We start from the raw sequence: 26,018 nt of genomic DNA, 5'->3' as shown, positions 1-26,018 counted from the left end.
GTCGCCCCGTGCCGCAGGTCGCGTCGCCGTGACCCTCCCCAGGATGCATACCGGTCGGTATGCTCGGCCGGGTAAGGCGACGCCGCCGTCACCGGGAGGACCCGTGCCCCGCACCGCCCTGCGAATCTGCCCCCTGTGCGAGGCCACCTGCGGGCTGACGCTCACCATCGAGGGGACTGCGGTCACCGGCGCCCGCGGCGACCGGGAGGACGTGTTCAGCAAGGGGTTCATCTGCCCCAAGGGCGCCTCCTTCGCCGCCGTCGACGGCGACCCCGACCGGCTGCGCACCCCGCTCGTCCGCCGCGACGGCGAGCTGCGCGAGGCCACCTGGGCGGAGGCGTTCGACGCCGTCGCCGCCGGCATCCGGCCCCTGATCGAGCGGTACGGCCCGCACGCCGTGGGGATCGTCCTCGGCAACCCCAACGTGCACACCGTGGCCGGCGCCCTCTACCCGCCCCTCCTGGTCGCCGGGATCGGCACCCGCAGCCTGTTCACCGCCTCCACGGTCGACCAGATGCCCAAGCACGTCTCCAGCGGACTGCTCTTCGGCGACGCCAACGCCATCCCGGTGCCGGACCTCGACCGCACCCACCATCTGCTCCTGATCGGCGCCAACCCCCTGGAGTCCAACGGCAGTCTGTGCACCGCCCCCGACTTCCCCGGCCGGCTCAGGGCCCTCAAGGCGCGCGGCGGCACCCTCACCGTCATCGACCCGCGCCGCACCCGCACCGCCCGGCTCGCCGACCGGCACGTCGACATCCGCCCCGGCACCGACGCGCTGCTCCTCGCCGCGATGGCCCACACCCTCTTCGAGGAGGACCTGACCGACCTCGGCGCGCTCGCCGACCACGTCGAGGGCCTGGACGAACTCCGCGCCGCCATGGCCGACTTCACCCCCGAGGCGGTAGCCCCCGCCTGCGACGTCGAGGCCGCCACCATCCGCGCGCTCGCCCGTGAACTCGCCGCCGCCCCCACCGCCGCCGTCTACGGCCGCATCGGAAGCTGCACCGTCCCGCACGGCACCCTCGGAAGCTGGCTCGTCGACGTCCTCAACATCCTCACCGGCAACCTCGACCGCCCCGGCGGCGCCCTCTTCCCGCAGGCCGCCACCGACCGCACCCCGCGCCCGGCGGGACCCGGCCGCGGCTTCCGGCTCGGCCGCTGGCACTCCCGGGTCGGCCGCCACCCCGAGGCCAAGGGCGAACTGCCGCTCTCCGCGCTCGCCGAGGAGATCGACACCGCCACCGAGGACGGCGAACCGATCCGCGCCCTCCTGGTCGTCGCCGCCAACCCCGTGCTCTCCGCGCCCGACGGCGACCGGCTCGACAAGGCCCTCGGCTCCCTGGACTTCATGGTCAGCGTCGACCCGTACCTCAACGAGACCGCGCGCCACGCCGACGTCGTCCTGCCGCCGCCCCCGCCCTCGCAGAGCCCGCACCACGACTTCGCCTTCAACACCCTCGCCGTCCGCAACCAGGTCCGCTACAACCGCCCCGCCGTCCCGCTGGAGGACGGCAGGACCGCCGAGACCGAGATCCTCGCCCGGCTCGTCCTGGCCGTCACCGGCATGCACGGCGCCGACCCCGCCGCCGTCGACGACCTCGTCATCGCCCAGACCCTCGGCAAGGCCGTCACCGAGACCCACTCACCCGTCCACGGCCGCGACCCCGAGGAACTGGCCGCCCTCCTCACCGGCGACAACGGCCCCGAACGCCGCCTGGACCTGATGCTGCGCCTCGGCCCCTACGGCGACGGCTTCGGCGCCCGCCCGGACGGGCTCACCCTCGACCGGCTGCTCGACCACCCGCACGGCATCGACCTCGGACCCCTGCGCCCACGGCTGCCGCAGCCCCTGAAGACCCGCAGCGGACGCATCGAGCTGCTGCCCGCGCCGATCGCCGACGATCTGCCCCGGCTGCGGCAGGCACTGCGCGAACGGCCCGCCGGACTGGTCCTCGTCGGGCGGCGCCATCTGCGCTCCAACAACAGCTGGCTGCACAACGTCCCGGCCCTCACCGGCGGCACCAACCGCTGCACCCTGCACATCCACCCCGAGGACGCCGAACGGCTCGGGCTGCGCGACGGCGGCGCGGTACGGGTCAAGGGCGCCGGGGGAGAGGTGACCGCCCCCGCCGAGATCACCGACGGCGTCCGGCGCGGCGTGGTGAGCCTGCCGCACGGCTGGGGCCACGACCGCCCCGGCACCCGCCTCGGCCACGCCGCCACCGACCCCGGCGTCAACGTCAACCAGCTCCTCGACGGCAGCCTGCTCGACCCCCTGTCGGGCAACGCGGTCCTCAACGGCGTACCGGTCTCGCTCACGCCCGTGACCTGAGCAAAGCTGTGACCTGGACTTTTGCGCTTATTGCTCGCGTGCAGACGGGTTGCTGAGCGTGTTCGGGCGCACCTAACGTCATCGCACCGCCGACCACCGGCCGGATGTCCGGCGGATGTTCAAGGGCGAACGTCAAACGTTAGGTGTCCACTCATGCTGACCGTCCTCGGCTTCGCCATGATCGCGACCTTCCTGGTCCTGATCATGCTGAAGAAGATGTCGCCGATCGCGGCACTCGTGCTGATCCCGGCACTGTTCTGCGTCGTCGTCGGGAAGGGCGCCCGGCTCGGTGACTACGTCATCGACGGCGTCACGAGTCTCGCGCCCACCGCGGCGATGCTCATGTTCGCGATCGTCTACTTCGGTGTGATGATCGACGTCGGCCTCTTCGACCCGATCGTCCGGGCCATCCTGCGGTTCTGCAAGGCCGACCCGCTCCGGATCGTCGTGGGCACCGCGTTCCTCGCCGCGATCGTCTCGCTCGACGGCGACGGCTCCACCACCTTCATGATCACCGTGTCGGCGATGTACCCGCTCTACAAGCGCCTGAAGATGAGCCTGGTCGTGATGACCGGCGTGGCCGCGATGGCCAACGGCGTGATGAACACCCTGCCCTGGGGCGGCCCGACGGCCCGCGCGGCCACCGCGCTGAAGCTGGACGCCGGCGACGTCTTCGTACCCATGATCCCGGCCCTGGCAGCGGGCCTGGCCTTCGTCGTCGTCCTCGCCTACGTCCTCGGCCGCCGCGAGCGCAAGCGGCTCGGGGTGCTGACGCTGGACGAGGCGCTGGTCGAGGAGCGGGAGACGGAGACCGTGCTGGTCGGCGGCGGCGCGGACAAGTCCGGCTCCGCGGGCGGCGGTTCGGGCGCGGCGACCGCCCCCGGCGACGACACGGACGACGACTTCCAGGGCGGCCTGGACCCCGAACGGCCCACCCTGCGGCCCAAGTTGTACTGGTTCAACGCGCTCCTCACGGTCGCCCTGCTCACCGCCATGATCATGGAGCTGCTGCCGATCCCGGTGCTGTTCCTGCTCGGCGCGGCCCTGGCCCTGACCGTCAACTTCCCCCACATGCCCGACCAGAAGGCCCGCATCGGCGCCCACGCCGAGAACGTCCTCAACGTCTCCGGCATGGTCTTCGCCGCCGCCGTCTTCACCGGCGTCCTCCAGGGCACCGGCATGGTCGACCACATGGCCCGCTGGCTGGTCGACAACATCCCCGACGGCATGGGACCCCACATGGCCTTCGTCACCGGCCTGTTGAGCCTCCCGCTCACCTACTTCATGTCCAACGACGGATTCTACTTCGGTGTCCTGCCGGTCCTCGCCGAGGCGGGCCAGGCCCATGGGGTGTCCTCCCTGGAGATCGCCCGCGCCTCGCTGGTGGGCCAGCCGCTGCACATGTCGAGCCCGCTGGTCCCGGCCGTCTACGTCCTCGTCGGCATGGCCAAGGTCGAGTTCGGCGACCACACCCGGTTCGTCGTCAAGTGGGCCGCCCTCACCTGCCTGGTGATCCTGGGGGCGGGCATGCTGTTCGGGATCATCTGACCGCCGTCGTATCGCCGTTGCATTGCCGTCGTAGCGGCTCGGGAAGGACTGTGCCCATGGGGCCCGGGAGGAACCGCGGCTGGCTGCTGCGCCTCGTCATCGCCTTCGGCTTCGCGCAGGGGGCGGTGTCGATGGCCCGGCCCGCCGTCTCCTACCGGGCCCTCGCGCTGGGCGCGGACGAGCGCGCGATCGGTGTCATCGCCGGGGTGTACGCCCTGCTGCCGCTCTTCGCCGCGGTCCCGCTGGGCCGCCGCACCGATAACGGTCGCTGCGCGCCCCTGCTGCCGGTGGGGGTGCTGCTGATATCCGGCGGCTGCGCCCTCAGCGGCCTGGCCGGCTCCCTGTGGACGATGGCCCTGTGGAGCGGGGTGATGGGGCTCGGCCATCTCTGCTTCGTCATCGGCTCCCAGTCGCTGGTGGCCCGCCAGTCGGCGCCGCACGAACAGGACCGCAACTTCGGCCACTTCACCATCGGCGCCTCCCTCGGCCAGTTGATCGGCCCGATCGCGGCCGGCCGGCTGATCGACGACGCCGACCGGGCCGGCGGCAGCGCCCTCGCCCTGCTCGTCGCGGGCGCGGGCTGCGCGGTGGCGTTCACCTCGCTGTGGCGCATCGAGCACCGGGACACGGCACCCGCACCCCGTACGGGATCCGGCGCGCGCGTCCCGGTCACCCGCATCCTGCGCACCCGTGGCGTCCCGGCGGGCATCCTGGTCAGCCTCGCCGTGCTGTCCGCCACCGACATCCTCACCGCCTACCTCCCCGTGGTCGGCGACCAGCGGGGCATCGCGCCGTCCGTCGTCGGCGTCCTGCTGAGCGTCCGCGCGGCGGCCACGATCGCCTGCCGGCTCGTCCTGACGCCCCTGCTGCGGCTGTGCGGCCGCACCCCGCTGCTCACCGCCACCTGCCTTCTCGCGGCCCTGCTGTGCGCCGGGATCGCCCTGCCGGTGCCGGTGCCCTGGCTCGCCGTGATCCTCGCGGTCCTCGGATTCTGCCTCGGGGTCGGCCAGCCGCTCTCCATGACGACGGTCGTCCAGGCGGCGCCCGACGGCGCCCGCTCCACGGCCCTCGCCCTCCGTCTGACCGGCAACCGCCTCGGCCAGGTGGCCGCCCCCGCCGCGGCGGGCCTGACCGCCGGCCTCGCGGGCGCCGCCGCGCCCTTCGTGATGCTGGGGGCGCTGCTCCTGCTGTCGTCGGGGGTGGCACTGCGCTCACCGGGGGAGCAGGTGGGGAACAACAGCGCGCGCAGGAAGGCGAGTTCGGCTCCGGCGCGGAGAACGTGACGACCGGGGGCCCCGTTTGACGGGCCCCGGCCCGGCTCTGCCGCGGCCCCCGTGGCGCTCGCCGGGGGGTGTCGGTCGGCTACAACACAGCTCAGCGAAGGGCGAGTTGGGCTCCCGCGCGGTGCGCGCGGCGTCCACCGGCACGGCGTCCGCGGCATCCGTCGGCGCCCGCTCCACGGTCCCCGCGCTCCGCCTGACCGGCAACCGGCCGAGCCAGGTGACCCCGCCCCCGCCCCCGCCCCCGCCGCGCCCGCGCCCGGCGCTCACCGGGGACGCCGGCCGGGCACAACAAGGCTCGCCTGAAAGCGAGTTCGGCGTCGGCGCCGTGAAGCGGGCCGCCCCTTCGAGTCGTCCCGCCCCGTCCCGAATGTCCCGGCGCGCCTTCTCATCTGTCGGACCGTCGCCCCCGATGTGGCCGAGTCTCTTCCCTCCGCCGCCTACGGTCCGTTAACTTCCGTGACTCAGAAGCCTCGTGCGCCGCGCTCCAGCGCTCAGGAACCTGCCCGAGAGCCCCCGGGGACACTTCTCATGACACGCGCCATCTCCCTGCACGACGTCAGCAAGGTCCACGCCAAGGGCGTCCGGGCCGTGGACCGCCTGTCGCTGGACATCGCGCCCGGCGAGTTCCTGGTCCTGCTCGGCCCCTCCGGCTGCGGCAAGTCCACCGTGCTGCGGATGATCGCCGGCCTGGAGCACATCACCGAGGGCGAGTTGCTCCTCGACGGCGCCTACGCCAACGACCTGCCGCCGTCCCAGCGGGACATCGCGATGGTGTTCCAGAACTTCGCCCTCTACCCGAACATGACCGGCCGCGACAACATCGGTTTCCCGCTGCGTATCGAGGACCCCGGCAGCGACCCGGCCCCCCGCGTGGACGCCACCGCCCGGATGCTCGGCATCGAGGAACTCCTGGACCGCTACCCCGGCCAGCTCTCCGGCGGGGAACGCCAGCGCGTGGCCATGGGCCGGGCCATCGCCCGCCACCCCTCCGCCTTCCTGATGGACGAGCCGCTGTCCAACCTGGACGCCAAGCTCCGCAACCGGCTGCGTGCCGAGATCTCCCGCCTCACCCGCTCGTTGGGCGTCACCACCGTCTACGTCACCCACGACCAGGCCGAGGCGATGTCGCTCGGCGACCGGGTCGCCGTCCTGCGCGGCGGGGTCCTCCAGCAGGTCGATTCCCCGCGCGCGGTCTACGCCCTGCCCCGCAACGTCTTCGTCGCCGCCTTCATCGGCACCCCGCGCATCAACCTCCTGCGCGGTGTGATCCGTGCCCCGCTCGACGGCGCCATGACCATCAGCCTCGGCAAGCAGGCCCTGCGGCTTCCCGAACCCCTCTCCCTGGACCACCGGCTGCTGCGGGTGCAGCAGGGCCGGGAGGTGATCGTCGGGCTGCGCTCGGAGGCGGTCCGGATCGCCACGCCCGCCGAGGCCCGCCCCGAGGAGACGCACATCACCGGCCTGGTGGAGCACGTCGAGTTCCAGGGCCACGAGGTGCTCGTCCACTTCAACACCGGCTCCGTCCCCGCCGTCGTCCCCGAACTGGAGGCACCCCGCCCGGCGCCCCGCCCGACCCGGCGGCACCGCGAGGGCGGGTTCCTCGACCGGCTGCGGGAGCGCGCGGGGAGCCGCCGGGCCGGGCCGGCCGTGGCGGAGGCGTCGAACGGGCCCCAGCCGATGCCCGAGCCCCAGGACACGTCCCCCGACGGCCGGATCCCCGGTGACCTCGTCGTCCGCACCACCCCCGACTTCGTCCTGCGGTACGGCATGCAGGTCCCGCTCCTCGTCGACACCGCCCACCTGTACGTCTTCGACCAGCACGGCGACCGCGTCTCCCCGGCCCCGGCCCGCCTCCCGGACCTGGAGGAGTGGGAGGTGTAGGGCCGCGCTCGGCCGGACACCGCCGGGCCACCGTGGCGGGCGGCACTGCGGTGACCCCTGGTGCCGGAAAACTAACGGCGCTAGTTTGGGCCGGACGACGCGGACCGCCCGGAAGGAACGTGATGAAGGCACACGACGGCATCTACCTCGACGGGGCCTGGCGCCCGGCCGCGAGCCGGGACGTGATCGAGGTCGTCGACCCGGCCGACGAGCGGGTGATCGCCCAGGTCCCGGCGGGCGGCGCCGAGGACGTCGACGCCGCCGTACGGGCCGCCCGCGCCGCGCTCCCCGCCTGGGCCGCCACCCCGCCCACCGAGCGCGCGGCCCGGCTGGCCGCCCTGCGGGACGTGCTGACGGCCCGCAAGGACGAGATCGCCGAGACCGTCACCGCCGAACTGGGCTCCCCGCTCGCCTTCTCCCAGGCCGTCCACGCGGCCGTGCCGATCGCGGTCGCCGCCTCCTACGCCGACCTCGCCGCGCGCCACCCCTTCGAGGAGCAGGTCGGCAACTCGACCGTCCTGCACGAACCGGTCGGCGTGGTCGCCGCGATCACCCCGTGGAACTACCCGCTGCACCAGATCGTCGCCAAGGTCGCCCCCGCGCTGGCCGCGGGCTGCACGGTGGTCCTCAAGCCCGCCGAGGACACGCCGCTCACCGCCCAGCTCTTCGCCGAGGCCGTGCACGAAGCGGGCGTCCCGGCCGGGGTGTTCAACCTCGTCACCGGCCTCGGCCCGGTCGCGGGGCAGGCCCTCGCCGAGCACCCGGGCGTGGACCTGGTCTCCTTCACCGGCTCCACCGCCGTCGGCCGCCGCATCGCCGCCGTCGCCGGTGCCGCGATCAAGAAGGTCGCCCTCGAACTCGGCGGCAAGTCCGCCAACGTCATCCTGCCGAGCGCCGACCTCGCCCGCGCGGTGAACGTCGGCGTCGCCAACGTGATGTCCAACTCCGGTCAGACGTGCAGCGCCTGGACGCGGATGCTGGTCCACCGCGACCGGTACGACGAGGCCGTGACGCTGGCCGCGGCGGCCGCCGCCAAGTACGCGGACCGTATCGGCCCGCTGGTCAGCGCCGCCCAGCGCGACCGGGTGCGCGGGTACATCGAGAAGGGCGTCGCCGAGGGCGCCCGGCTGGTCGCGGGCGGACCCGAATCCCCGCGTGAGCGCGGCTGGTTCGTCGCCCCGACGGTCTTCGCCGACGTCACCCCGGACATGACGATCGCCCAGGAGGAGATCTTCGGCCCGGTCCTGTCGATCCTGCGCTACGAGGACGAGGAGGACGCCCTGCGCATCGCCAACGGCACGGTCTACGGACTGGCGGGCGCGGTCTGGGCGGGGGAGGAGGCGGAGGCGGTGGCCTTCGCCCGCCGGATGGACACCGGGCAGGTCGACATCAACGGCGGCCGCTTCAACCCCCTTGCCCCCTTCGGGGGTTACAAGCAGTCGGGCGTCGGCCGGGAACTCGGCACGCACGGGCTCGCCGAGTACCTCCAGACCAAGTCCCTCCAGTTCTGAGGAGTCTGCCCGCCATGGTCCGTGCCGCCGTGCTGCCCGCCGTGGGCGCCGCCCTGGAGATCACCGACATCGACCTGCCGGACCCCGGACCCGGCCAGGTCCGGGTCCGGCTCGCCGCCGCCGGGGTCTGCCACTCCGACCTGTCCCTGTCCGACGGCACCATGCGGGTACCGGTCCCCGCGGTGCTGGGCCACGAGGGCGCGGGCACGGTCGTCGCCGTCGGCGAGGGGGTCACCTCGGTGGCGCCCGGCGCTCCGGTCGTCCTCAACTGGGCCCCGTCCTGCGGCCGTTGCCACGCCTGCTCGCTCGGCGAGGTGTGGCTGTGCGCGGACGCGCTCACCGGCTCCGCCGCCGTGTACGCGCGCACCGCGGACGGCCGTGACCTCCATCCCGGGCTGAACGTCGCCGCGTTCGCCGAGGAGACCGTCGTGTCCGCCTCCTGCGTGCTGCCGCTGCCCGACGGCATCCCCCTCACCGACGCGGCCCTCCTCGGGTGCGCGGTCCTCACCGGGTACGGCGCCGTCCACCACAACGCCCGGGTGCGCCCCGGCGAGACGGTCGCCGTGTTCGGCGTCGGCGGGGTGGGCCTCGCGACCCTCCAGGCGGCCCGGATCGCGGGCGCCGCCACGATCGTCGCCGTGGACGTCTCCCCCGAGAAGGAGGAGCTGGCCCGCGCGGCGGGCGCCACCCACTACCTGATCGCCTCCGACCGCACCCCCCGCGAGATCCGCGCCCTCACCGGCGGACAGGGCGTGGACGTGGCCGTGGAGTGCGTGGGGCGCGCCGTCACCATCCGCACGGCCTGGGAGTCCACCCGACGCGGCGGCCGCACCACGGTGGTCGGCATCGGCGGCAAGGACCAGCAGATCACCTTCAACGCCCTGGAACTCTTCCACTGGGGCCGCACCCTCTCCGGCTGTGTCTACGGCAACAGCGATCCGTCCACCGACCTCCCCGCCCTCGCCACCCACATCCGCACCGGCCGCCTGAACCTCTCCACCCTGGTGACCGAACACATCACCCTGGACGACATCCCGACAGCCTTCGACAACATGCTGGCGGGCAAGGGCGGCAGGGCCCTGGTCGTCTTCTGACCGGACGGCCCCGGTCACTCCCGGACATCGACCCCCTCGGACCGTCGCGCCGCCGCCGTCGTGTCCCGAGGGGGCCGGGACCGGCTCACCGCCACGCCCGCCAGGCACAGCGCGCCGCCCACCAGGGTCAGTGCCCCGGGGACCTCGCCCAGGGCCAGCCAGGACATCAGGACGACCAGGGCGGGGACCGCGTACGTCGTCGCGCCCATGCGGCTGACCGTCGTACGGGCGAGGGCGTAGGCCCAGGTCGTGAAGGCCAGCGCGGTGGGGAACACGCCAAGGTAGATCATGTTGAGCGTGGCGGAGAGCGGGGCGTCGGCCGCGTCGCGGATCAGTTGGCCGGTGAAGGGCAGGCACAGGACCGTGCCGGTCAGACAGCCGAACGTCGTCACCTGGAGCACGCTCGCCCGGCCCAGGGCCGGCTTCTGCGCGACGACTCCCGCCGCGTAGGCGATGGCAGCGACCAGACACAGCACCACCCCGAGCACCGACGAGCCGCCCCCGCCCGACATCGACAGGCCGACGGCGACCGCCCCGGCGAACGACACCGCCATCCCCGCCAGCAGCCGCGGCGGCATCGGATCACCGAGCAGCCGTACGCCGAGCAGGGCGATCAGCAGCGGTCCGATGTTCACCACCAGGGCCGCCGTCCCGGCGTCCACCTGCTGCTCGCCCCAGTTCAGGACCACCATGTAGACCCCGAACCACAGCAGCCCGGACAGCGCGATCCCGGGCCAGGCGGCCCGCGGCGGCCACCCCTCCCGCCGTAGCAGGCAGAGCACCCCCAGCGTCACCGACCCCGCCGCCAGCCGCCCGAGCGCCAGCGCCCCCGGCGCGTACGCCGCCCCGGCGCTGCGGATCGACACGAAGGCCGAGGCCCACAGCACGACGGTGACGACGGCGGCCCCGGCGGCGAGCAATCCGGTGCGAGAGGTGGCGGTGTTCATCATGATCCCGAGGCTAGGAGGGGTGAGGGTTCAGGGGCTGGCGGGTTTCGGACGGGGTGCCGCTCAGCGCAGGGCGGTGGCGTCGATCCCGAGCAGCTCGCTCAGGGCGCGTTCGCCCGTGGGCGTCACCTTCACCGCCCGTTCGCTGCCGATCCGTACGCACCACCCCGTGTCCAGGGCGTGCCGGCACAGTGCCGCGCCCGCGACCCCGGCGAGATGGGGGCGGCGTTCGGTCCAGTCGAGGCAGGCGCGGGCCAGCGGGCGGCGGGAGGCGCGGTCGAGCGGGATGCCGGTGCTCGCGAACCACCGCAGTCCCGGGTCGGTCAGCGCGAACCCGGTGTCCTGGCGCAGCAGCCCGCGCGCGGTGAGCGCGTCGGTGACGGCGATGCCGAGGCGCCCGGCGAGATGGTCGTAGCAGGTGCGGCCGCGGGCCATGGCGGAGCCGGCGGTCGCGGCCCGCAGGGTGCGCGGCGCCGGGCCGGTGTCCGGGCAGGCCTGCGCCACCAGGTCCTCGACGAGCTGGGCGATCCGCGGCCCGGCGAGCCGCACGTACTGGTGCCGCCCCTGCCGTTCCCCGGCGAGCAGTCCGCCCGCGACCAGCTTGCCCAGGTGCTCGCTGAGCGTCGAGGGGGCGACCCCGGCGTGCCGGGCCAGCTCGCCCGCGGTCCACGCCCGTCCGTCGAGCAGCGCCAGCAGACAGGCGCCCGCGTCTCGTCGGCCAGCAGCCCGGCCAGCGCGGCCAGCCCCGGCGCCCGTACGTCCCTGGTGGTCATGGCTCCCAGCATGCGCCCGGAACGTTTCGGCCCTCGCCGAAGTGTCCCGGCCCCGGGCCGCCTACGCGTTCTCCCGCAGCCGCTCGTACTGGAGCGCCAGCCCCTCCAGCAGGGCCGTCAGACCGGTCTCGAAGGCCCGCTCGTCGATCTTCTCCTGCTGCTCGGCGAGCCGGTGCGCCTGCCCGAGATGGGGGTAGTCGGCGGGGTCGTAGGCGCTCTCGTCGGCCACGAAACCCCCGGCGAACGAGCCGAGCGCGGAGCCCATCACGAAGTACCGCATCAGCGCGCCCACCGAGGTGGCCTGCGCGGGCGGCCAGCCCGCCGCGACCATCCCGCCGTACACCGCGTCGGCGAGCCGCAGTCCGGCCGGGCGGCGGCCGGGGCCCCGGGCGAGGACCGGGACGATGTTCGGATGGTCGCGCAGGGCGCCGCGGTAGGAGACGGCCCAGTCGTGCAGGGCGGCCCGCCAGTCCCGGACGTCGTCGAACATCGACAGGTCGACCTGGGCGCTCACCGAGTCGGCGACGGCCTCCAGGATCTCGTCCTTGGTGCGGAAGTGGTTGTAGAGCGAGGGCCCGCTGACCCCCAGTTCGGCGGCGAGCCGGCGCGTGGAGACGGCCGCGAGGCCCTCCGCGTCCACCAGCGCCCGGGCGGTCTCGACGATCCGGTCGGTGCTGAGAAGGGGCTTGCGCGGTCGGGCCATGGCGCACATAGTAGGGCTGCACTCCGAAACTAGCAGTGCTAATTTAAATGTCCGGCTTTCAAAGGCTGAAAGGGTGCCGAAAGGCCCCCGAAAGGGCGAGGTGATCGCGTGGTGAACCTGGGGCTCAGCGAGGAGCAGGAGGCCGTCCGACGGCTCGCCCGGGACTTCGTGGACCGCGAGATCACCCCGCACGTCGTCGCCTGGGACCGTGCCGAGGAGGTCGACCGGGGCATCGTGAAGAAGCTCGGCGAGGTCGGCTTCCTGGGCCTGACCGTCGACGAGGAGTACGGCGGCAGCGGCGGCGACCATCTCACGTACTGCCTGGTCACCGAGGAGCTGGGCCGCGGCGACTCCTCCGTGCGCGGGATCGTCTCGGTGTCGCTGGGCCTGGTCGCCAAGACCGTCGCCGCCTGGGGCAGCGAGGAGCAGAAGCGCCGGTGGCTGCCGGGCCTCACCTCCGGCGCGTCCGTCGGCTGCTTCGGCCTCACCGAGCCCGGCACCGGCTCGGACGCCGGCAACCTCGCCACGCGCGCGGTCCGCGACGGCGACGAGTACGTCGTCAACGGCACCAAGATGTTCATCACCAACGGCACCTGGGCGGACGTCGTCCTGCTCTTCGCCCGCTCCACGGACGCCCCCGGCCACCGGGGCGTCTCCGCCTTCCTCGTCCCCACCGACACCCCCGGCCTCAGCCGCAGGACCGTGCACGGCAAGCTCGGACTGCGCGGCCAGGCGACCGCCGAACTGGTTCTCCAGGACGTCCGGATCCCCGCCTCCGCCCTGCTCGGCGAGGAGGGCAAGGGCTTCTCGGTCGCCATGTCGGCGCTGGCCAAGGGCCGGATGTCGGTCGCGGCGGGCTGTGTCGGCATCGCCCAGGCCGCGCTGGACGCGGCGGTGCGCTACGCGGGGGAGCGCGAGCAGTTCGGCAGGACCATCGCCCACCACCAGCTCGTCCAGGAGCTGATCAGCGACATCGCCGTGGACGTGGACGCGGCCCGCCTGCTGACCTGGCGCGTCGCCGACCTGGTCGACCGCGGTCTGCCCTTCGCCACCGAGTCCTCCAAGGCCAAGCTGTTCGCCTCGGAGGCCGCCGTCCGCGCCGCGAACAACGCCCTCCAGGTCTTCGGCGGCTACGGCTACATCGACGAGTACCCGGCGGGCAAACTGCTGCGGGACGCCCGGGTGATGACCCTCTACGAGGGCACGAGCCAGATCCAGAAGCTCGTGATCGGACGGGCGCTGACCGGAGTCTCCGCGTTCTGAGTACCCACCTGAGTATCCGCGCGGATATGGCGCGCGCCACGTCGGCCGGATGCTTTCCCCATGAGTGACACACCCGTCAAGCAGCAGAGCACGGCCGCCTTCTACGGCCAGTCCGTCGCGTCCTTCTCCGTGGCCATGGCCGCCACCGCCGTCGGCATCTTCAAGCTGAACGCCGACGCCTGGGTCCGGGCCTTCCTCGCCATCGCCGTCCTGTACCTGGTCACCTCGGCCTTCACCCTCGCCAAGGTGATCCGGGACCGGCAGGACGCGCAGGCCCGTGCCTACAGCCCCTTCGAGAAGCTCTGAGCGCCCGCCCCGCACCGGCTGCCTAAGCGGCCGCTCACCTCGGGCGGTATGGTGGGTGGCTCCGGTACCGAGAGGGGCGAGCGAGCGATGAGTACGGCGGAGGAGACGTCCGGCGGCGAGATCGAGCCGTGGGACGAGGTCACCCCTGACGCGGCCCGGCGACTGCTCGTCGCCGCCGTGGAGGCTTTCGCCGAGCGCGGCTACCACGCGACCACGACCCGGGACATCGCGGGCCGGGCCGGAATGAGCCCGGCGGCGCTCTACATCCACTACAAGACCAAGGAAGAGCTGCTCCACCGGATCAGCCGCATCGGCCACGACCGCGCGCTGGCCATCCTGCGCACGGCCGCCGAGGGCGAGGGCACCGCCTCCCAGCGGCTCGCGGACGCCGTCGGCTCCTTCGTCCGCTGGCACGCCGGGCGGCGCACCACCGCGCGGGTGGTGCAGTACGAGCTGGACGCGCTCGGCCCGAGCGCCCGCGCCGAGATCCTCGCGCTGCGCCGGCAGGTCGACGCCCAGGTCCGCGGGATCATCGAGGACGGGGTGGCCTCGGGGGAGTTCGACGTCCCGGACGTGCACGGCACGACCCTCGCCGTGCTCTCGCTCTGCATCGACGTGGCCCGCTGGTTCAACGTCGACGGCCCCCGCACCCCCGACGAGGTCGGCGCGCTCTACGCCGACCTCGTGCTGCGGATGGTGGGCGCGGCCGAGTAGGGCCGCACACCTCCCCGACGTATCAGAGGTAGTAGCGCGCGACCGACTCCGCGACGCACACCGGCTTGTCCCCGCCCTCGCGCTCCACGGTGAACGCGAGGGTGAGCTGGACCCCGCCGGTGACGTCCTCGACGCCGCTGATCACGGCCGTCGCCCGCAGCCGGGAGCCGACCGGGACGGGCGCCGGGAAGCGCACCTTGTTCACCCCGTAGTTGACGCCCATCTTCACGCCCTCGACCGAGATGAGCTGGGGTCCGAAGAGCGGCAGCAGCGACAGGGTGAGATACCCGTGGGCGATGGTCGTCCCGAACGGGCCCGACGCGGCGCGCTCGGGGTCGACATGGATCCACTGGTGGTCGCCGGTGGCCTCCGCGAACAGGTCGATGCGCTTCTGGTCCACCTCCAGCCAGTCGGTGTGGCCCAGTTGCTCGCCCACGGCCGACCTCAGTTCGTCGGCGGACGTGAAGATCCTCGGCTCTGCCATGTGTCCCGGCCCTCTCGCGCGATGTCCTGCGATGTCCTGCGAAGCTTTTCTAAGCGACTGCTTAGCATGGTCGGGTGGGCGGCCGCTGTCAACGGACCCGGGCCGTGACACGGTCGGTAGGCTTCGAGGGGTGCCCCAGATTCCAGAGAAGATCCACGAGCTGACCGTCGGCCAACTCGCCGCCCGCAGCGGCGTCGCCGTCTCCGCCCTGCACTTCTACGAGTCCAAGGGCCTGATCAGGAGCTGTCGCACCGCCGGGAACCAGCGCCGCTACCACCGGGACGCGCTGCGCCGGGTCGCGTTCGTCCGCGCGGCCCAGCGGGTCGGCATCCCGCTGGCCACGATCCGCGAGGCCCTCGCCGAACTCCCCGAGGAGCGCACCCCGACCCGCGAGGACTGGGCCCGGCTGTCCGAGGCGTGGCGCGCCGAGCTGGACGAGCGCATCAAGCAGCTCAACCGCCTCCGCGACCACCTCACCGACTGCATCGGCTGCGGCTGTCTCTCGCTCGACACCTGCGTCCTGTCCAACCCGGACGACGCCTTCGGCCAACGGGCATCGGGCTCCCGCCTGCTGGTGGAACGACGCAAGCCCACGCGGTGAGGCGGGGCGGGGCGCGCAACGCACCCCGCCCCGCCTCACCCGGTCACCCGGGCCACCCGGTCACTCGTACTCGGTCCCGCCCTTGCGGGTCAGATACGCGCCGCTGACCGCCTTGGCTATCGCCCGGCCCCCGGTCACCGGGCTGTACCGCTCCACGGCGGGCCGGATCACGACACCCTCCCGCAGATGCAGCTCGCGCCCCGACACCGTCTCCCGGCCCGTCGCGATCCCCAGCACCCGCTCGCTGTCGTACGGTCCCGTGAACAGCCGTGGCACCAGCGGCAGTTCGCCGTCCAGCAGCTCGGCCGCGTCCAGCCACCGGACCTCGCCGTCGATCTCCGCGGACACGTCGAACACCGCGTACCCGAGGCTCTCGCGCCGTCCGTCCGCGCCGTACGTCAGGTCCTGGACCCCGGCGCCGAAGACCTCGCCGAAGATCCCGACCCGGCGCGCGCCCAGCCGGTCGGCGAGCCGGGCCGCCGTCTCGGCGACGCCGTGGCCGCGCACGGCCCGCCAGTAGAGGTTGCGCGGATCCTCCCGCAGCGCCAGCGACTTCGCGCCGAACCCCTTCGAGGAGACGTACACCCGCTCCTCGTCCGCCACATACGTCAGCAGGCACGCCGAGCCGTGCAGCTTCTCCGTGAGGACGACCGGCTCGCCCGGTTCGAAGATGCCGGGGTGGCGCTGGATGTTCTCGATGTCGACCCACGGGAGCAGATCCGGCGCCGCCTCGACGTCGCCGTTCATGGTCGGCGGGATCGGCGGCACCCACTTCACGATGCCGAGCCGCTCCGCGAAGTCGGTGCCCTCGGCGGCCGCCCGCGCCCAGTCGACGTCGGCCAGCGCCCGCGGCCGGCACACGATGCCCTGCGACAGCTCGCCCCGCAGCCGTACCGCCTTCACCCGGTCCGAGTTGCCGCCCGCCAGCCGTCCGGTCAGCCCCAGCTCCTCGACCAGCGCGAGGGGCAGCACCGCCTGCTCGGGAATGTAGAGCGCGGCCTCGCCGGTGCGGTAGGCGCCCTTGGCGACGACGGCCCGGTACAGGCCGACCTGGGCCAGTTCCAGGGCGTCGGCGTTCGGGTGCTCATGGACCGTCAGCACTTCTGCGGTGACGCGCAGCGTCGACATACGGGTGACTCCTTCGGTGCCTCAGCTCGGTTTCATCACCGCCAACTCTGCGGACGGGAAAGGGGTGGAGCCACGGAATTTCCGGCTGCTAACGTCACGCTCCGGCAGGGACAGGGGGTGCGGCATCCCCGGCGCACCCCCGCCTCGCTCTCAGCGGCGCCGTTCTCCCGGGCCCCCGGTCAGGCCGACATCAGCAGGCGTCCGCGGCGGGCGTCCGCCAGCGCCTCGGGGGTGAGTACGGGGCGCGGGACGAGGATCCCGCAGTCCGAGCAGACCGGGCCCGCCGACGGCTCGTGGTCCAAATCGTACTTCCACAGCAGCCGTTCGCCGCCGCAGCCGGGGCAGGAGGAGCCCGGTGCCCGCTCCAGCGCGGCGATCAGCCGGCGCAGCACCTCGGCCAGCGGTTCACGGGGGTGGACCCGCGGGTCGTCGCACCAGGCCACGCCGAAGCCGCCCCAGGTCATCCGGTGCCAGTCGTCGACACTGCCCGGCCTGCGCAGCCCGTCGTGCTTCTCCTTCCTGCGGCGCTCGGCGAACCCGGCCTCGTAGGCCAGCCACACCGCCCGCGCCTCCTCCAGCTCGTCCAGTGCGGCCACGAGCCGCGCCGGATCGGGGGAGCGGTCCTCGGGTCCGAACCCGGCCCGGGAGCACAGATGGTCCCAGGTCGCCCGGTGCCCGTACGGGGCGAACCGCTCCAGGCACTTGCGCAGTGAGTACCGCCGCAGTGCCAGATCGCACCGCGGATCCCGCACCTGTCTCGCCAGACTCCGGAAACCGGCCATCGCCTTGCACCTCCGTCACATCTGCACCTGTACTTCGGTCAACTCGGCGTCGTCGTACGGACGTCGTCGAGTAGACGTATCGACTCGCGATTCGGCTCCCTTCGATCTCGGTCGATCTCCCCCGGGGCCTCCTCCTGCCCCGTCGCGCCGAAAACTTGACGCATGTTCATCTTCAAACTCGGGGATACCGGCGGTAACCTTCCGGCCACCCCCGTCGCTAGGAGCAGCCGATGCCACGGCGAACCTCCCCCACCCCTCTCGTCAGACTGAGAACTCCCGGCGGATTCCCGGGGTTCCCCGGGTTCCTGAAGACCGCGTCCGTATGCGCGCTCGTCGCCGCCCTTCTGTCGCCGTTCGCCCCCACCGCCCGCCCGGCGTCCGCGGCCGAACAGATCACGGCGGCCGACGACCACTGCGGCGGACAGTGCTCCGACATCCTGCCGCCCGGCCAGAACGGCAACGCCACCCTCGCCCAGATCCTGCTCAACCAGATCTTCGGCACCCAGCCCGAGCACGCCGAGGACCAGTTGGGCCCCTACGCCAACCTGGCCAAGGGCTACCCCGCCCTCACCAACGCCACGGTCAACACCTTCTTCAACGACGCGTCCTTCGGGGTCCCGGCCGATCAAGTCGCCTCCACCCTCAAGCCCGCCGGCCGCACCGACGTGACGATCGTCCGCGACAAGAAGACGGGTGTGCCGCACATCACGGGCACCACCCGGTACGGCACCGAGTTCGGCGTCGGATACGCGGCGGCCCAGGACCGGCTGTGGCTGATGGACGTCTTCCGCCATGTCGGCCGCGGACAGCTCACCGCGTTCGCGGGCGGCGACCCCTCCAACCAGGGCCTCGAACAGCAGTTCTGGCGCAACGCTCCGTACACCGAGGCAGACCTCCAGGCCCAGATCGACAACGCCGTCGCCACCAACGGCGAGCGCGGCCGGCAGGCCCTCGCCGACGCGAACGCCTACCTCGACGGCATCAACGCCTACATCGACGCCTCCGACAGCGGCCGGTACTTCCCCGGTGAATACGTCCTGACCGGACACAAGGACTCAATCACCAACGCGGGCACCATCGAGCACTTCAAGGTCACCGACCTGGTGGCGCTCGGCTCGGTCATCGGCGCGCTCTTCGGCTCCGGGGGCGGCGGAGAGGTCGACAACGCCCTCTCCCTGCTCGCCGCGCAGGAGAAGTACGGTGTCGTGGAGGGCACCGCGCTCTGGGAGGCGTTCCGCGAGCGCAACGACCCCGAGGCCGTCCTCACCGTCCACGACGGCCAGAGCTTCCCCTACGCCGGCAAGCCCGCCGACCCACAGGGCGCGGCCCTCCCCGACCCCGGCTCGGTCGTACGGGAACCGCTGATCCACGACGCCACCGGCACCGGCGGCCCGCAGGCCGGCGCCGCCTCCGCCGCCGTCGGCTCCGCGAAGCGCGGTATGTCCAACGCCCTGGTGGTCAGCGGCCGTTCCACCGCCGGCGGCCACCCCGTCGCCGTCTTCGGACCGCAGACCGGCTACTTCGCCCCGCAGCTCCTGATGCTCCAGGAGATCCAGGGCCCCGGCCTCAGCGCCCGCGGCGCCTCCTTCGCGGGCCTGAGCATGTACGTCGAACTGGGCCGCGGCCAGGACTACGCCTGGAGCGCCACCACCTCCGGCCAGGACATCATCGACACCTACGCGGTCGAACTCTGCCAGGACGACCACCACTACCTGTACCGCGGCACCTGCACCGCCATGGAGAAGGTCGAGCAGAAGAACTCCTGGAAGCCCACCACGGCCGACGGCACCGCCGCCGGCTCGTACACCATGCGGGTCTGGCGCACGAAGTACGGCCCCGTCGAGTACCGGGCGACCGTCGGCGGCAAGAAGGTCGCCTACACCACCCTGCGCTCGTCGTTCATGCACGAGGCCGACTCGATCATCGGCTTCCAGATGCTGAACGACCCGGACCACGTCAAGGGCCCGGAGTCCTTCCAGACCGCGGTCCAGCACATCAACTACACCTTCAACTGGTTCTACGCCGACGCCACGCACACCGCGTACTACAACAGCGGCGACAACCCGGTGCGCGCCCCCGGCGTCGACTCCGAGTTCCCGGCGTGGGCGCGGCCCGCGTACGAGTGGCGGGACTGGGTGCCCGCCACCAACACGGCCCGCTACACCCCGCCGTCCGCGCACCCCAACTCCGTCGACCAGGACTACTACGTCTCCTGGAACAACAAGCAGGCCCTGGACTACTCGACGGCGTCCTGGGGCGACGGCTCGGTCCACCGCGGCAACCTGCTCGACGACCGGGTGAAGAAGCTGGTCGCGGCCGGCGGGGTCACCCGCGCCTCGCTGGTGAAGGCGATGGCGGAGGCGGCCCTCGCCGATCTGCGCGCCGAGAACGTCCTGCCGGACCTGCTCAAGGTGATCGACAGCGCCCCGGTCACCGACTCCACCGCGGCCGCCGCCGTCGGCAAGCTGCGGACCTGGCTGGCGGCGGGCGGCCGGCGCACCGAGACCGCCGCCGGATCGAAGAAGTACGCCGACAGCGACGCGATCCGGATCCTGGACGCCTGGTGGCCGCTGCTGGTGAAGGCGGAGTTCGAACCGGGCCTCGGCACCGGCCTGTACACCGCGTTCACCCGCAACCTTCCCGTCGACGAGTCCCCGTCGGCCGCCCACGGCCCGACCGGCGCGCACGCCGGCAGCGCCTTCCAGTTCGGCTGGTGGAGCTATGTCGACAAGGACATCCGGGCCGTGCTCGGTGAGCCGGTGCGAGGCGGGCTGACCCGCACGTTCTGCGGCGGCGGCACCCTCACCGGCTGCCGGGACGTCCTGCTCACCACCCTGAAGGAGGCGGCGGGGAAGACCGCGGCCCAGGTCTACCCCGGCGACACGCTGTGCGCGGCGGGCGACCAGTGGTGCGCCGACTCGATCGTCCAGCGCACCCTGGGCGGCATCAAGCACGGCAACATCAGTTGGCAGAACCGGCCCACCTACCAGCAGGTCGTGGAGTTCACCTCCCACAGATGAGCGGGTGCACCGCGGTGGGACGGGTCAGCCGATCCGGCCCGCCGCCAGCACCAGCCGCGCCAGCTCGGGGTGCACGATGTCACTGTGCGCCCCGGCCGGCGCGCCCCCGCGCCGGACCACCGCCGAGGCGTCCACGTTCACACACCCCGACGCGGGCAGCCGCCCGGTCAGCGCCTCGGCGAGCAGGAACCCGCGCGTCCCCGGCACGGCCCGCACCCCGTTGCGCCCGAGCGCCCCCCACTTGGCGTCGAGCAGATCCCCGGCCCCGAACCCGGCGGCGGCCCCGCGCGCGTCGCCCGCCATCCGGGACGCCAGCGGATACATCGTGCCGAGCGCCGAGTCGTGCCGGGAGTGACAGCACACCAGGGGACCGTCGATCCGGTTCTGCTGCCCCTGCAACACACCTCCCGCGCGCGGGTCGTGCGGCAGCCGCCCCGCGAACGCGTAGTGCGAGAAGGCCCCTTGGAGCAGGGTCACGGACTTCACCGACCGCACCCCGCGCGGCAGCCCGCGCAGCGCGAACGACACCAGCCGGGCCCCGAAGCTGTGCCCGACCAGATGCACCCGGACCCCGGGCGCCACCGCCGCCAACCGCCCGGCCAGCGGCCCGAGTCCGCGCTCGCCGACCGTCCCGGCCCGCCGTTTCATGGTGTAGTACGTCGCCTGCCGCAGCAGTTCGTGCGCCCCGTCCCACGGGTCGAGCGGCCCGAACCCCGGCCCCTCACCCCCGGCTTGAGACCCGCGGAGCGCCGCCGCGAAGGCTTCACAGACGTCGGCGGTCGCCCCGGTGAACATCTCCGGCTCGTCCTGCGGCACCCCCTCCGCCACCGTGTCCGCCGCGAACAGCGCCTGTGGCCCCGGCGGCACGACCTCCACCAGCAGCCGCACCAGACGGCCGAACTCCGCCAACTCGCCTTCCTCGGGCGGTCGTTGCTCCAACATCCGGGCGATCTGCTCGACCAGCACGGCCCGTCCGGGAAAGGTCTCGAGGAGCGCGTGCCGGGTCCCCTCGTCGAGCACGGGACCGCCGGTCGCCGTCACGGGTACGGCGGTCCGCGGGAGGTCGGGGATCGGCTCGTCCGCGAACCGCATCGACGGCCACAGCACCCCCACGTAACCCGTCCGGGCGGTGGGCGCGAGACGCGGGAACGGCTCGAGGAAGCGGCTGTAGAGCAGGGTGGCGCCGGCCCGGTCGTTGTTCCAGCCGTGCGCGAAGACGATCAGGTCACGGACCCCGCGCTGCCGCACCCCCGCGAGCAGCCGGTCCCGCTGCGCGCCGTCGACGTCCCCGTCCGCGTCGAAGGTCAGCTCCCAGTAGGGGGCCACGCTCATTGCCGGCTGTGCCATGACAGGCTCCCGTCCCCCGGGGCGACGCGCGATCTGGGCGCATCGTCCCGCCGACGAGGGACTTTGGCCATACGTCCCGGCTCATCCGCACCACAGATGTTTCCGTCCGGTCTCACCCGTACAGCAGATACTCCCGCCGTACCCGCCGGAACGCCCCCAACTCCTCCTGCCAGCCCGCCACGACGTCCTCGACGCCGGCGCCCGCGTCGATCGCGGTGCGCACCCACGCCGAACCGGTCAGCTTGTCGATCCAGCGGTCCGACCGCCAGGCGAAGCCGCTCCACACCCGCCGCGCGGTCACCAGCAGGCCGATCCCGGTGCGCACGGGATCGAAGGCGTCCCGGTCGTGCACATGGAGCTGCACCCCGCCCACGGTCGTGCCCTGGAACTTCGAGAAGGCGGGCGCGAAGTACGCCTCCCGGAACCGCACCCCCGGCAGGCCGAGTGCGTTCGCGGCGGCCGCCCAGCGCCCGTCGATCCCCTCGGCGCCCAGCAGTTCGAACGGCCGGGTCGTGCCGCGCCCCTCCGACAGATTGGTGCCCTCGAAGAGACAGGTCCCCGCGTACACCAGCGCGGTGTCGGCGGTCGGCATGTTCGGGCTCGGCGGCACCCAGGGCAGCCCCGAGGCGTCGAACCAGTCCGTGCGCCGCCACCCGCTCAGCTCCACGGTCTCCAGCTCCACCGACGCCTCCAGGAACTCCCCGGCGAACAGCCGGGCCAGCTCCGCCGCGGTCATCCCGTGCGCCTGCGCGATCGGCCGGCGTCCGACGAAGGTCGCGAACTCCGGGTGCAGCACGGGCCCGTGCGCCGCCCGGCCGGTCACCGGGTTGGGCCGGTCCAGCACCATGAACCGCGTCCCGGCCAGCCCCGCCGCCTCCAGGCAGTCGTAGAGCGTCCAGATGTAGGTGTAGAAGCGGGCGCCCACGTCCTGGATGTCGAAGACGACGGTGTCCACGCCGGAGGCGGTGAACACGTCGGCCAGCGCCCGCCCGCTCTTGAGATAGGTGTCGTACACGGGCAGCCCGGTCGCCGGATCGTCGTGGCGGCCCTCGGAGCCGCCCGCCTGAGCGGTGCCCCGGAAGCCGTGCTCCGGGCCGAAGACGGCGGCCAGGTTCACCCGGTCGTCGGCGTGCAGCACGTCGACGACGTGCCGGGCGTCGCGGGTGATCCCGGTGGGGTTGGTGACGACGCCGACCCGCCGGCCGCGCAGCCGCCGGTAGCCCTCGGCCGCGAGCCGCTCGAACCCGGTGCGCGTCACGGACCGGTCCCGGCCTGCCGCGACGGCGGGAGCGGCAGCGGTGGCGGGCAGGGCGGCGCCGGCGGCGAGCAGGGTTCTGCGGGACGGACGCATGACACTCCCACGGGCCGGAGAGGAAGGTGAGGACGGGTGGACCTCGCGCCCCTTACGGTGCTGCCGTCGCCCTTTCCTCAAACATACCGACCGGTTAGTCTGGCGCGGAGCCGATTCATGTCACGTCGCGTCGCGTCGAAGGAGACCGAGGGTGGAAGCCGTGCAGGATGCCGGAGTGGTCGTCACCGGAGCGGGAGGCGGGATCGGGGCCGCGCTGGCCCGCAGGTTCGCCGCCGAGGGCGCGCGCGTGGTCGTCAACGACCTGGACGCGGGACGGGCCCGGGCCGTCGCCGAGGAGATCGGCGGGATCGCGCTCCCCGGCGACGCCGCCACGGTCGTCGAACCGGCCCGCGAGGCGCTCGGCGGCACGGTCGACGTCTACTGCGCCAACGCCGGCGTCGGCTCCGGCGGTTCCGAGGCCGCCGCCCCCGAGGTCTGGGCCCAGGCGTGGGACGTCAACGTCATGGCCCATGTCCGCGCGGCCCAGGCCCTGCTGCCGGACTGGCTGGAACGCGGCCGGGGCCGGTTCGTCTCCACCGTCTCCGCCGCCGGACTGCTCACCATGATCGGCGCCGCCCCCTACAGCGTCACCAAGCACGGCGCCTACGCCTTCGCCGAGTGGCTGTCGCTGACCTACCGTCACCGGGGCGTCTCGGTGCACGCGATCTGCCCCCAGGGCGTGCGCACCGACATGCTGGCCGCCACCGGCAGCGCGGGCGACCTGGTGCTCAAGCCGACCGCGATCGAGCCGGAGGACGTCGCGGAGGCCCTGTTCAAGGGCATCGCCGAGGACCGCTTCCTGATCCTGCCGCACCCCGAGGTCGCCCGGTACTACCAGCTCCGCGCCGGCGACCCCGACCGCTGGCTGACCCAGATGAACCACCTCCAGCGCACCTGGGAAGCCAACGGCTGACCGGTGCGCCCCGCCGGCCCGGGGACCTGCGGCCTTACGTCGGCCTGCGTCCCGGCGCCGGCCGGGATGCCGGTACGCTCACCGCCTACCGCAAGGTCAGAACCGGCCACGGCCGGCAGGGCGGTACCCACGACACGAAAGGCAGGTGGCGGCAGTGCCCAGGACGACGGACGGCGCCGAGACCCCGGTCCCGCAACGGCTCCTTGCCGCCGCCACCCGGCTCTTCGCCGAGCAGGGCTACGACCGCACCTCGGTGCAGGAGATCGTCGAGGCGGCCGGCGTCACCAAGGGGGCGCTGTACCACTACTTCGGCTCCAAGGACGACCTGCTGCACGAGGTGTACGCGCGCGTGCTGCGCGTCCAGCAGGAGCGCCTGGACGCCTTCGCCAACGCCGACGAGCCGATCGAGACGCGGCTGCGGGGCGCGGCCGCCGACGTCGTCGTCACCACCATCGAGAACCTCGACGACGCGTCGATCTTCTTCCGCTCCATGCACCATCTGAGCCCCGAGAAGAACAAGCAGGTCCGCGCCGAGCGCCGGCGCTATCACGAACGCTTCCGCGCGCTCGTCGAGGAGGGCCAGGACAGCGGTGTCTTCTCCCGGGCCACCCCGGCCGACCTGGTCGTGGACTACCACTTCGGCTCCGTGCACCATCTGTCGACCTGGTACCGCCCCGACGGCCCGCTCAGCCCCCAGGAGGTCGCCGACCACCTGGCCGACCTGCTGCTGCGCGCCCTGCGGCCGTAGGGCCGCGGCACCCACGCGCGCGTGAGGGGGCGGCCGCCCCTGGTCGGCGGCCGCCCCCTTCGCGCGTCACCTCACAGGTACCGCTTCAGCTCCCGGCGGGCCAGCGACCGCTGGTGCACCTCGTCGGGGCCGTCGGCGATCATCAGCGTCCGCGCCGACGCGTACAGGTCGGCCAGCGGGAAGTCCTGGCTGACACCGCCCGCCCCGTGCAACTGGATCGCCCGGTCGAGGATGCCCACGACCGCGCGCGGCGTCGCGATCTTGATGGCCTGGATCTCCGTGTGCGCGCCCCGGTTGCCGACCGTGTCCATCATCCAGGCGGTCTTCAGCACCAGCAGCCGCAACTGCTCGACGGTGACCCGCGCGTCCGCGATCCAGTTGTGCACCACGCCCTGCTGGGCCAGCGCCTTGCCGAACGCGTCCCGCGCCACGGCCCGCCGGCACATCAGCTCGATGGCCCGCTCGGCCATGCCGATCAGCCGCATGCAGTGGTGGATCCGGCCCGGACCCAGCCGCGCCTGCGCGATGGCGAAGCCGCCGCCCTCCTCGCCGATCAGATTCGTCACCGGCACGCGCGCGTGGTCGAAGACCACCTCGGCGTGGCCGCCGTGGGAGTGGTCCTCGTACCCGAAGACCTTCATGGCGCGCTTCACGGTCACACCGGGCGTGTCGCGCGGCACGAGGACCATCGACTGCTGACGGCGCACATCGGCGCCGTCCGGGTCCGTCTTGCCCATCACGATGAAGATCGCGCAGTCCGGGTTCATCGCCCCGGAGATGTACCACTTACGGCCGGTGATGACGTACTCGTCGCCGTCGCGCTCGATGTGCGTGGTGATGTTGGTGGCGTCGGAGGAGGCCACGTCCGGTTCCGTCATGGCGAACGCCGAGCGGATTTCACCGGCGAGCAGCGGCTCCAGCCACTGCTTCTTCTGCCGCTCGTCGCCGAACTGCGCCAGCACCTCCATGTTCCCGGTGTCCGGCGCCGCGCAGTTCAGCGCGGGGGGCGCGAGATGCGGGGAGCGGCCGGTGATCTCGGCGAGCGGCGCGTACTGGAGGTTGGTGAGACCGGCGCCGTACTCGGAGTCGGGCAGGAAGAGGTTCCACAGGCCCTGCCTGCGCGCCTCCGCCTTCAGCTCCGCCACGACCGCCGGGGTGTCCCAGGGGGAGGCCAGCGCGGCCCGCTGCTCCTCGGCCACCGGCTCGGCGGGGTAGACGTACTCGTCCATGAAGGCGAGCAGCCTGCCGCGCAGTTCCTCGGTGCGTGCGTCGAACGCGAAGTCCAT

21 protein-coding genes and 1 pseudogene are annotated in these 26,018 nt (G+C 73.0%); 13 read left to right on the top strand and 9 right to left on the bottom strand.

From position 1 onward, the window contains the following. Positions 1-103 precede the first annotated feature (103 nt). The 6 genes from AFM16_RS08915 to AFM16_RS08890 all read left to right on the top strand — a co-directional run bounded on the left by AFM16_RS08915 (position 104) and on the right by AFM16_RS08890 (position 9,652). Positions 104-2,335, top strand: coding sequence for a molybdopterin oxidoreductase family protein (locus AFM16_RS08915; RefSeq protein ID WP_078632981.1), 2,232 nt, complete (start codon positions 104-106; stop codon positions 2,333-2,335). 153 nt (positions 2,336-2,488) lie between these two features. Further along, positions 2,489-3,883: a CitMHS family transporter gene (locus AFM16_RS08910; protein ID WP_078632980.1), complete on the top strand. Its 1,395-nt coding sequence runs from the start codon at positions 2,489-2,491 to the stop codon at positions 3,881-3,883. Between the two features lie 56 nt (positions 3,884-3,939). Beyond that, positions 3,940-5,166 (top strand): MFS transporter, encoded by a 1,227-nt coding sequence (locus AFM16_RS08905; protein ID WP_078632979.1) that lies wholly within the window; start codon positions 3,940-3,942, stop codon positions 5,164-5,166. A 528-nt stretch (positions 5,167-5,694) separates the two neighbouring features. Continuing rightward, positions 5,695-7,047: an ABC transporter ATP-binding protein gene (locus tag AFM16_RS08900; RefSeq protein ID WP_078632978.1), complete on the top strand. Its 1,353-nt coding sequence runs from the start codon at positions 5,695-5,697 to the stop codon at positions 7,045-7,047. A 122-nt stretch (positions 7,048-7,169) separates the two neighbouring features. Continuing rightward, positions 7,170-8,558 carry an aldehyde dehydrogenase family protein gene (locus AFM16_RS08895; protein ID WP_078632977.1) on the top strand — a complete coding sequence of 463 codons (1,389 nt, stop codon included), beginning with the start codon at positions 7,170-7,172 and terminating at the stop codon, positions 8,556-8,558. 14 nt (positions 8,559-8,572) lie between these two features. Next, positions 8,573-9,652, top strand: coding sequence for a Zn-dependent alcohol dehydrogenase (locus tag AFM16_RS08890; RefSeq protein ID WP_078632976.1), 1,080 nt, complete (start codon positions 8,573-8,575; stop codon positions 9,650-9,652). A gap of 14 nt (positions 9,653-9,666) precedes the next feature. On the opposite strand, the gene AFM16_RS08885 is transcribed toward AFM16_RS08890, so the two are convergent. The 3 genes and pseudogenes from AFM16_RS08885 to AFM16_RS08875 form a co-directional block, all read right to left on the bottom strand. Then, positions 9,667-10,602, bottom strand: coding sequence for a DMT family transporter (locus AFM16_RS08885; RefSeq protein ID WP_078632975.1), 936 nt, complete (start codon positions 10,600-10,602; stop codon positions 9,667-9,669). Positions 10,603-10,662: 60 nt separating this feature from the next. Next, positions 10,663-11,372: pseudogene (locus AFM16_RS08880) on the bottom strand (ArsR/SmtB family transcription factor). A 61-nt stretch (positions 11,373-11,433) separates the two neighbouring features. Further along, a complete protein-coding gene (locus tag AFM16_RS08875; RefSeq protein ID WP_030797430.1) occupies positions 11,434-12,075 on the bottom strand; it encodes a TetR/AcrR family transcriptional regulator in 642 nt (213 codons plus the stop codon). Positions 12,076-12,186: 111 nt separating this feature from the next. On the opposite strand from AFM16_RS08875, the gene AFM16_RS08870 reads away from it, so the two are divergent. The 3 genes from AFM16_RS08870 (at position 12,187) to AFM16_RS08860 (ending at position 14,358) form a co-directional block, all read left to right on the top strand. Then, on the top strand, positions 12,187-13,338 hold the full coding sequence (locus tag AFM16_RS08870; RefSeq protein WP_078636881.1) for an acyl-CoA dehydrogenase family protein: 1,152 nt from the start codon (positions 12,187-12,189) through the stop codon (positions 13,336-13,338). 60 nt (positions 13,339-13,398) lie between these two features. Then, positions 13,399-13,644 (top strand): YiaA/YiaB family inner membrane protein, encoded by a 246-nt coding sequence (locus tag AFM16_RS08865; RefSeq protein ID WP_078632974.1) that lies wholly within the window; start codon positions 13,399-13,401, stop codon positions 13,642-13,644. An 87-nt stretch (positions 13,645-13,731) separates the two neighbouring features. Further along, entirely contained in the window at positions 13,732-14,358 is a 627-nt protein-coding gene (locus AFM16_RS08860; protein ID WP_030797422.1) for a TetR/AcrR family transcriptional regulator, read from the top strand. 22 nt (positions 14,359-14,380) lie between these two features. On the opposite strand, the gene AFM16_RS08855 is transcribed toward AFM16_RS08860, so the two are convergent. Next, a complete protein-coding gene (locus AFM16_RS08855) occupies positions 14,381-14,842 on the bottom strand; it encodes a MaoC family dehydratase (protein WP_030797421.1) in 462 nt (153 codons plus the stop codon). A 130-nt stretch (positions 14,843-14,972) separates the two neighbouring features. Between AFM16_RS08855 and soxR the strand changes: the two genes are divergently transcribed. Then, positions 14,973-15,443: a redox-sensitive transcriptional activator SoxR gene (gene soxR, locus AFM16_RS08850; RefSeq protein ID WP_030797419.1), complete on the top strand. Its 471-nt coding sequence runs from the start codon at positions 14,973-14,975 to the stop codon at positions 15,441-15,443. 60 nt (positions 15,444-15,503) lie between these two features. On the opposite strand, the gene AFM16_RS08845 is transcribed toward soxR, so the two are convergent. Together AFM16_RS08845 and AFM16_RS08840 are read right to left on the bottom strand one after the other, a co-directional pair. After that, complete coding sequence (locus AFM16_RS08845; RefSeq protein ID WP_078632973.1) at positions 15,504-16,571, bottom strand: RNA ligase (ATP); 1,068 nt, start codon at positions 16,569-16,571, stop codon at positions 15,504-15,506. A 179-nt stretch (positions 16,572-16,750) separates the two neighbouring features. Next, complete coding sequence (locus AFM16_RS08840) at positions 16,751-17,353, bottom strand: hypothetical protein (RefSeq protein WP_078632972.1); 603 nt, start codon at positions 17,351-17,353, stop codon at positions 16,751-16,753. Between the two features lie 230 nt (positions 17,354-17,583). On the opposite strand from AFM16_RS08840, the gene AFM16_RS08835 reads away from it, so the two are divergent. After that, the gene (locus AFM16_RS08835) at positions 17,584-20,373 is read left to right on the top strand and encodes a penicillin acylase family protein (protein WP_078632971.1); all 2,790 of its coding nucleotides are present in this window, start codon (positions 17,584-17,586) and stop codon (positions 20,371-20,373) included. A 24-nt stretch (positions 20,374-20,397) separates the two neighbouring features. Here the strand turns inward: AFM16_RS08835 and AFM16_RS08830 are convergent, their stop codons facing one another. Both AFM16_RS08830 and AFM16_RS08825 read right to left on the bottom strand, forming a co-directional pair. Next, positions 20,398-21,720: a serine-threonine protein kinase gene (locus tag AFM16_RS08830; RefSeq protein WP_078632970.1), complete on the bottom strand. Its 1,323-nt coding sequence runs from the start codon at positions 21,718-21,720 to the stop codon at positions 20,398-20,400. A gap of 112 nt (positions 21,721-21,832) precedes the next feature. Next, a complete protein-coding gene (locus tag AFM16_RS08825; protein ID WP_078632969.1) occupies positions 21,833-23,071 on the bottom strand; it encodes a DUF1343 domain-containing protein in 1,239 nt (412 codons plus the stop codon). Between the two features lie 151 nt (positions 23,072-23,222). Between AFM16_RS08825 and AFM16_RS08820 the strand changes: the two genes are divergently transcribed. Both AFM16_RS08820 and AFM16_RS08815 read left to right on the top strand, forming a co-directional pair. Beyond that, positions 23,223-23,984 carry an SDR family oxidoreductase gene (locus AFM16_RS08820; protein WP_030797405.1) on the top strand — a complete coding sequence of 254 codons (762 nt, stop codon included), beginning with the start codon at positions 23,223-23,225 and terminating at the stop codon, positions 23,982-23,984. Between the two features lie 154 nt (positions 23,985-24,138). Next, positions 24,139-24,732 (top strand): TetR/AcrR family transcriptional regulator, encoded by a 594-nt coding sequence (locus tag AFM16_RS08815; protein WP_030797402.1) that lies wholly within the window; start codon positions 24,139-24,141, stop codon positions 24,730-24,732. A gap of 71 nt (positions 24,733-24,803) precedes the next feature. On the opposite strand, the gene AFM16_RS08810 is transcribed toward AFM16_RS08815, so the two are convergent. Continuing rightward, positions 24,804-26,018: an acyl-CoA dehydrogenase family protein gene (locus tag AFM16_RS08810; protein WP_030797400.1), complete on the bottom strand. Its 1,215-nt coding sequence runs from the start codon at positions 26,016-26,018 to the stop codon at positions 24,804-24,806.

Source organism: Streptomyces antibioticus (assembly GCF_002019855.1).
GTDB classification, from domain to species: Bacteria; Actinomycetota; Actinomycetes; order Streptomycetales; family Streptomycetaceae; genus Streptomyces; species Streptomyces antibioticus_B.
The sequence above is the reverse complement of the archived record's forward strand: the minus strand, read 5'-3'. Positions and strand labels throughout refer to the sequence as shown.

Coding starts and splice junctions, on each gene's coding strand:
- AFM16_RS08885 (WP_078632975.1), bottom strand. CDS start 10,602: ATGATGAACACCGCCACCTCTCGCACCGGATTGCTCGCCGCCGGGGCC.
- AFM16_RS08890 (WP_078632976.1), top strand. CDS start 8,573: ATGGTCCGTGCCGCCGTGCTGCCCGCCGTGGGCGCCGCCCTGGAGATC.
- AFM16_RS08835 (WP_078632971.1), top strand. CDS start 17,584: ATGCCACGGCGAACCTCCCCCACCCCTCTCGTCAGACTGAGAACTCCC.
- AFM16_RS08840 (WP_078632972.1), bottom strand. CDS start 17,353: ATGGCCGGTTTCCGGAGTCTGGCGAGACAGGTGCGGGATCCGCGGTGC.
- AFM16_RS08855 (WP_030797421.1), bottom strand. CDS start 14,842: ATGGCAGAGCCGAGGATCTTCACGTCCGCCGACGAACTGAGGTCGGCC.
- AFM16_RS08875 (WP_030797430.1), bottom strand. CDS start 12,075: ATGGCCCGACCGCGCAAGCCCCTTCTCAGCACCGACCGGATCGTCGAG.
- AFM16_RS08860 (WP_030797422.1), top strand. CDS start 13,732: ATGAGTACGGCGGAGGAGACGTCCGGCGGCGAGATCGAGCCGTGGGAC.
- AFM16_RS08900 (WP_078632978.1), top strand. CDS start 5,695: ATGACACGCGCCATCTCCCTGCACGACGTCAGCAAGGTCCACGCCAAG.
- AFM16_RS08865 (WP_078632974.1), top strand. CDS start 13,399: ATGAGTGACACACCCGTCAAGCAGCAGAGCACGGCCGCCTTCTACGGC.
- AFM16_RS08905 (WP_078632979.1), top strand. CDS start 3,940: ATGGGGCCCGGGAGGAACCGCGGCTGGCTGCTGCGCCTCGTCATCGCC.
- AFM16_RS08825 (WP_078632969.1), bottom strand. CDS start 23,071: ATGCGTCCGTCCCGCAGAACCCTGCTCGCCGCCGGCGCCGCCCTGCCC.
- AFM16_RS08910 (WP_078632980.1), top strand. CDS start 2,489: ATGCTGACCGTCCTCGGCTTCGCCATGATCGCGACCTTCCTGGTCCTG.
- AFM16_RS08845 (WP_078632973.1), bottom strand. CDS start 16,571: ATGTCGACGCTGCGCGTCACCGCAGAAGTGCTGACGGTCCATGAGCAC.
- AFM16_RS08895 (WP_078632977.1), top strand. CDS start 7,170: ATGAAGGCACACGACGGCATCTACCTCGACGGGGCCTGGCGCCCGGCC.
- AFM16_RS08810 (WP_030797400.1), bottom strand. CDS start 26,018: ATGGACTTCGCGTTCGACGCACGCACCGAGGAACTGCGCGGCAGGCTG.
- AFM16_RS08830 (WP_078632970.1), bottom strand. CDS start 21,720: ATGGCACAGCCGGCAATGAGCGTGGCCCCCTACTGGGAGCTGACCTTC.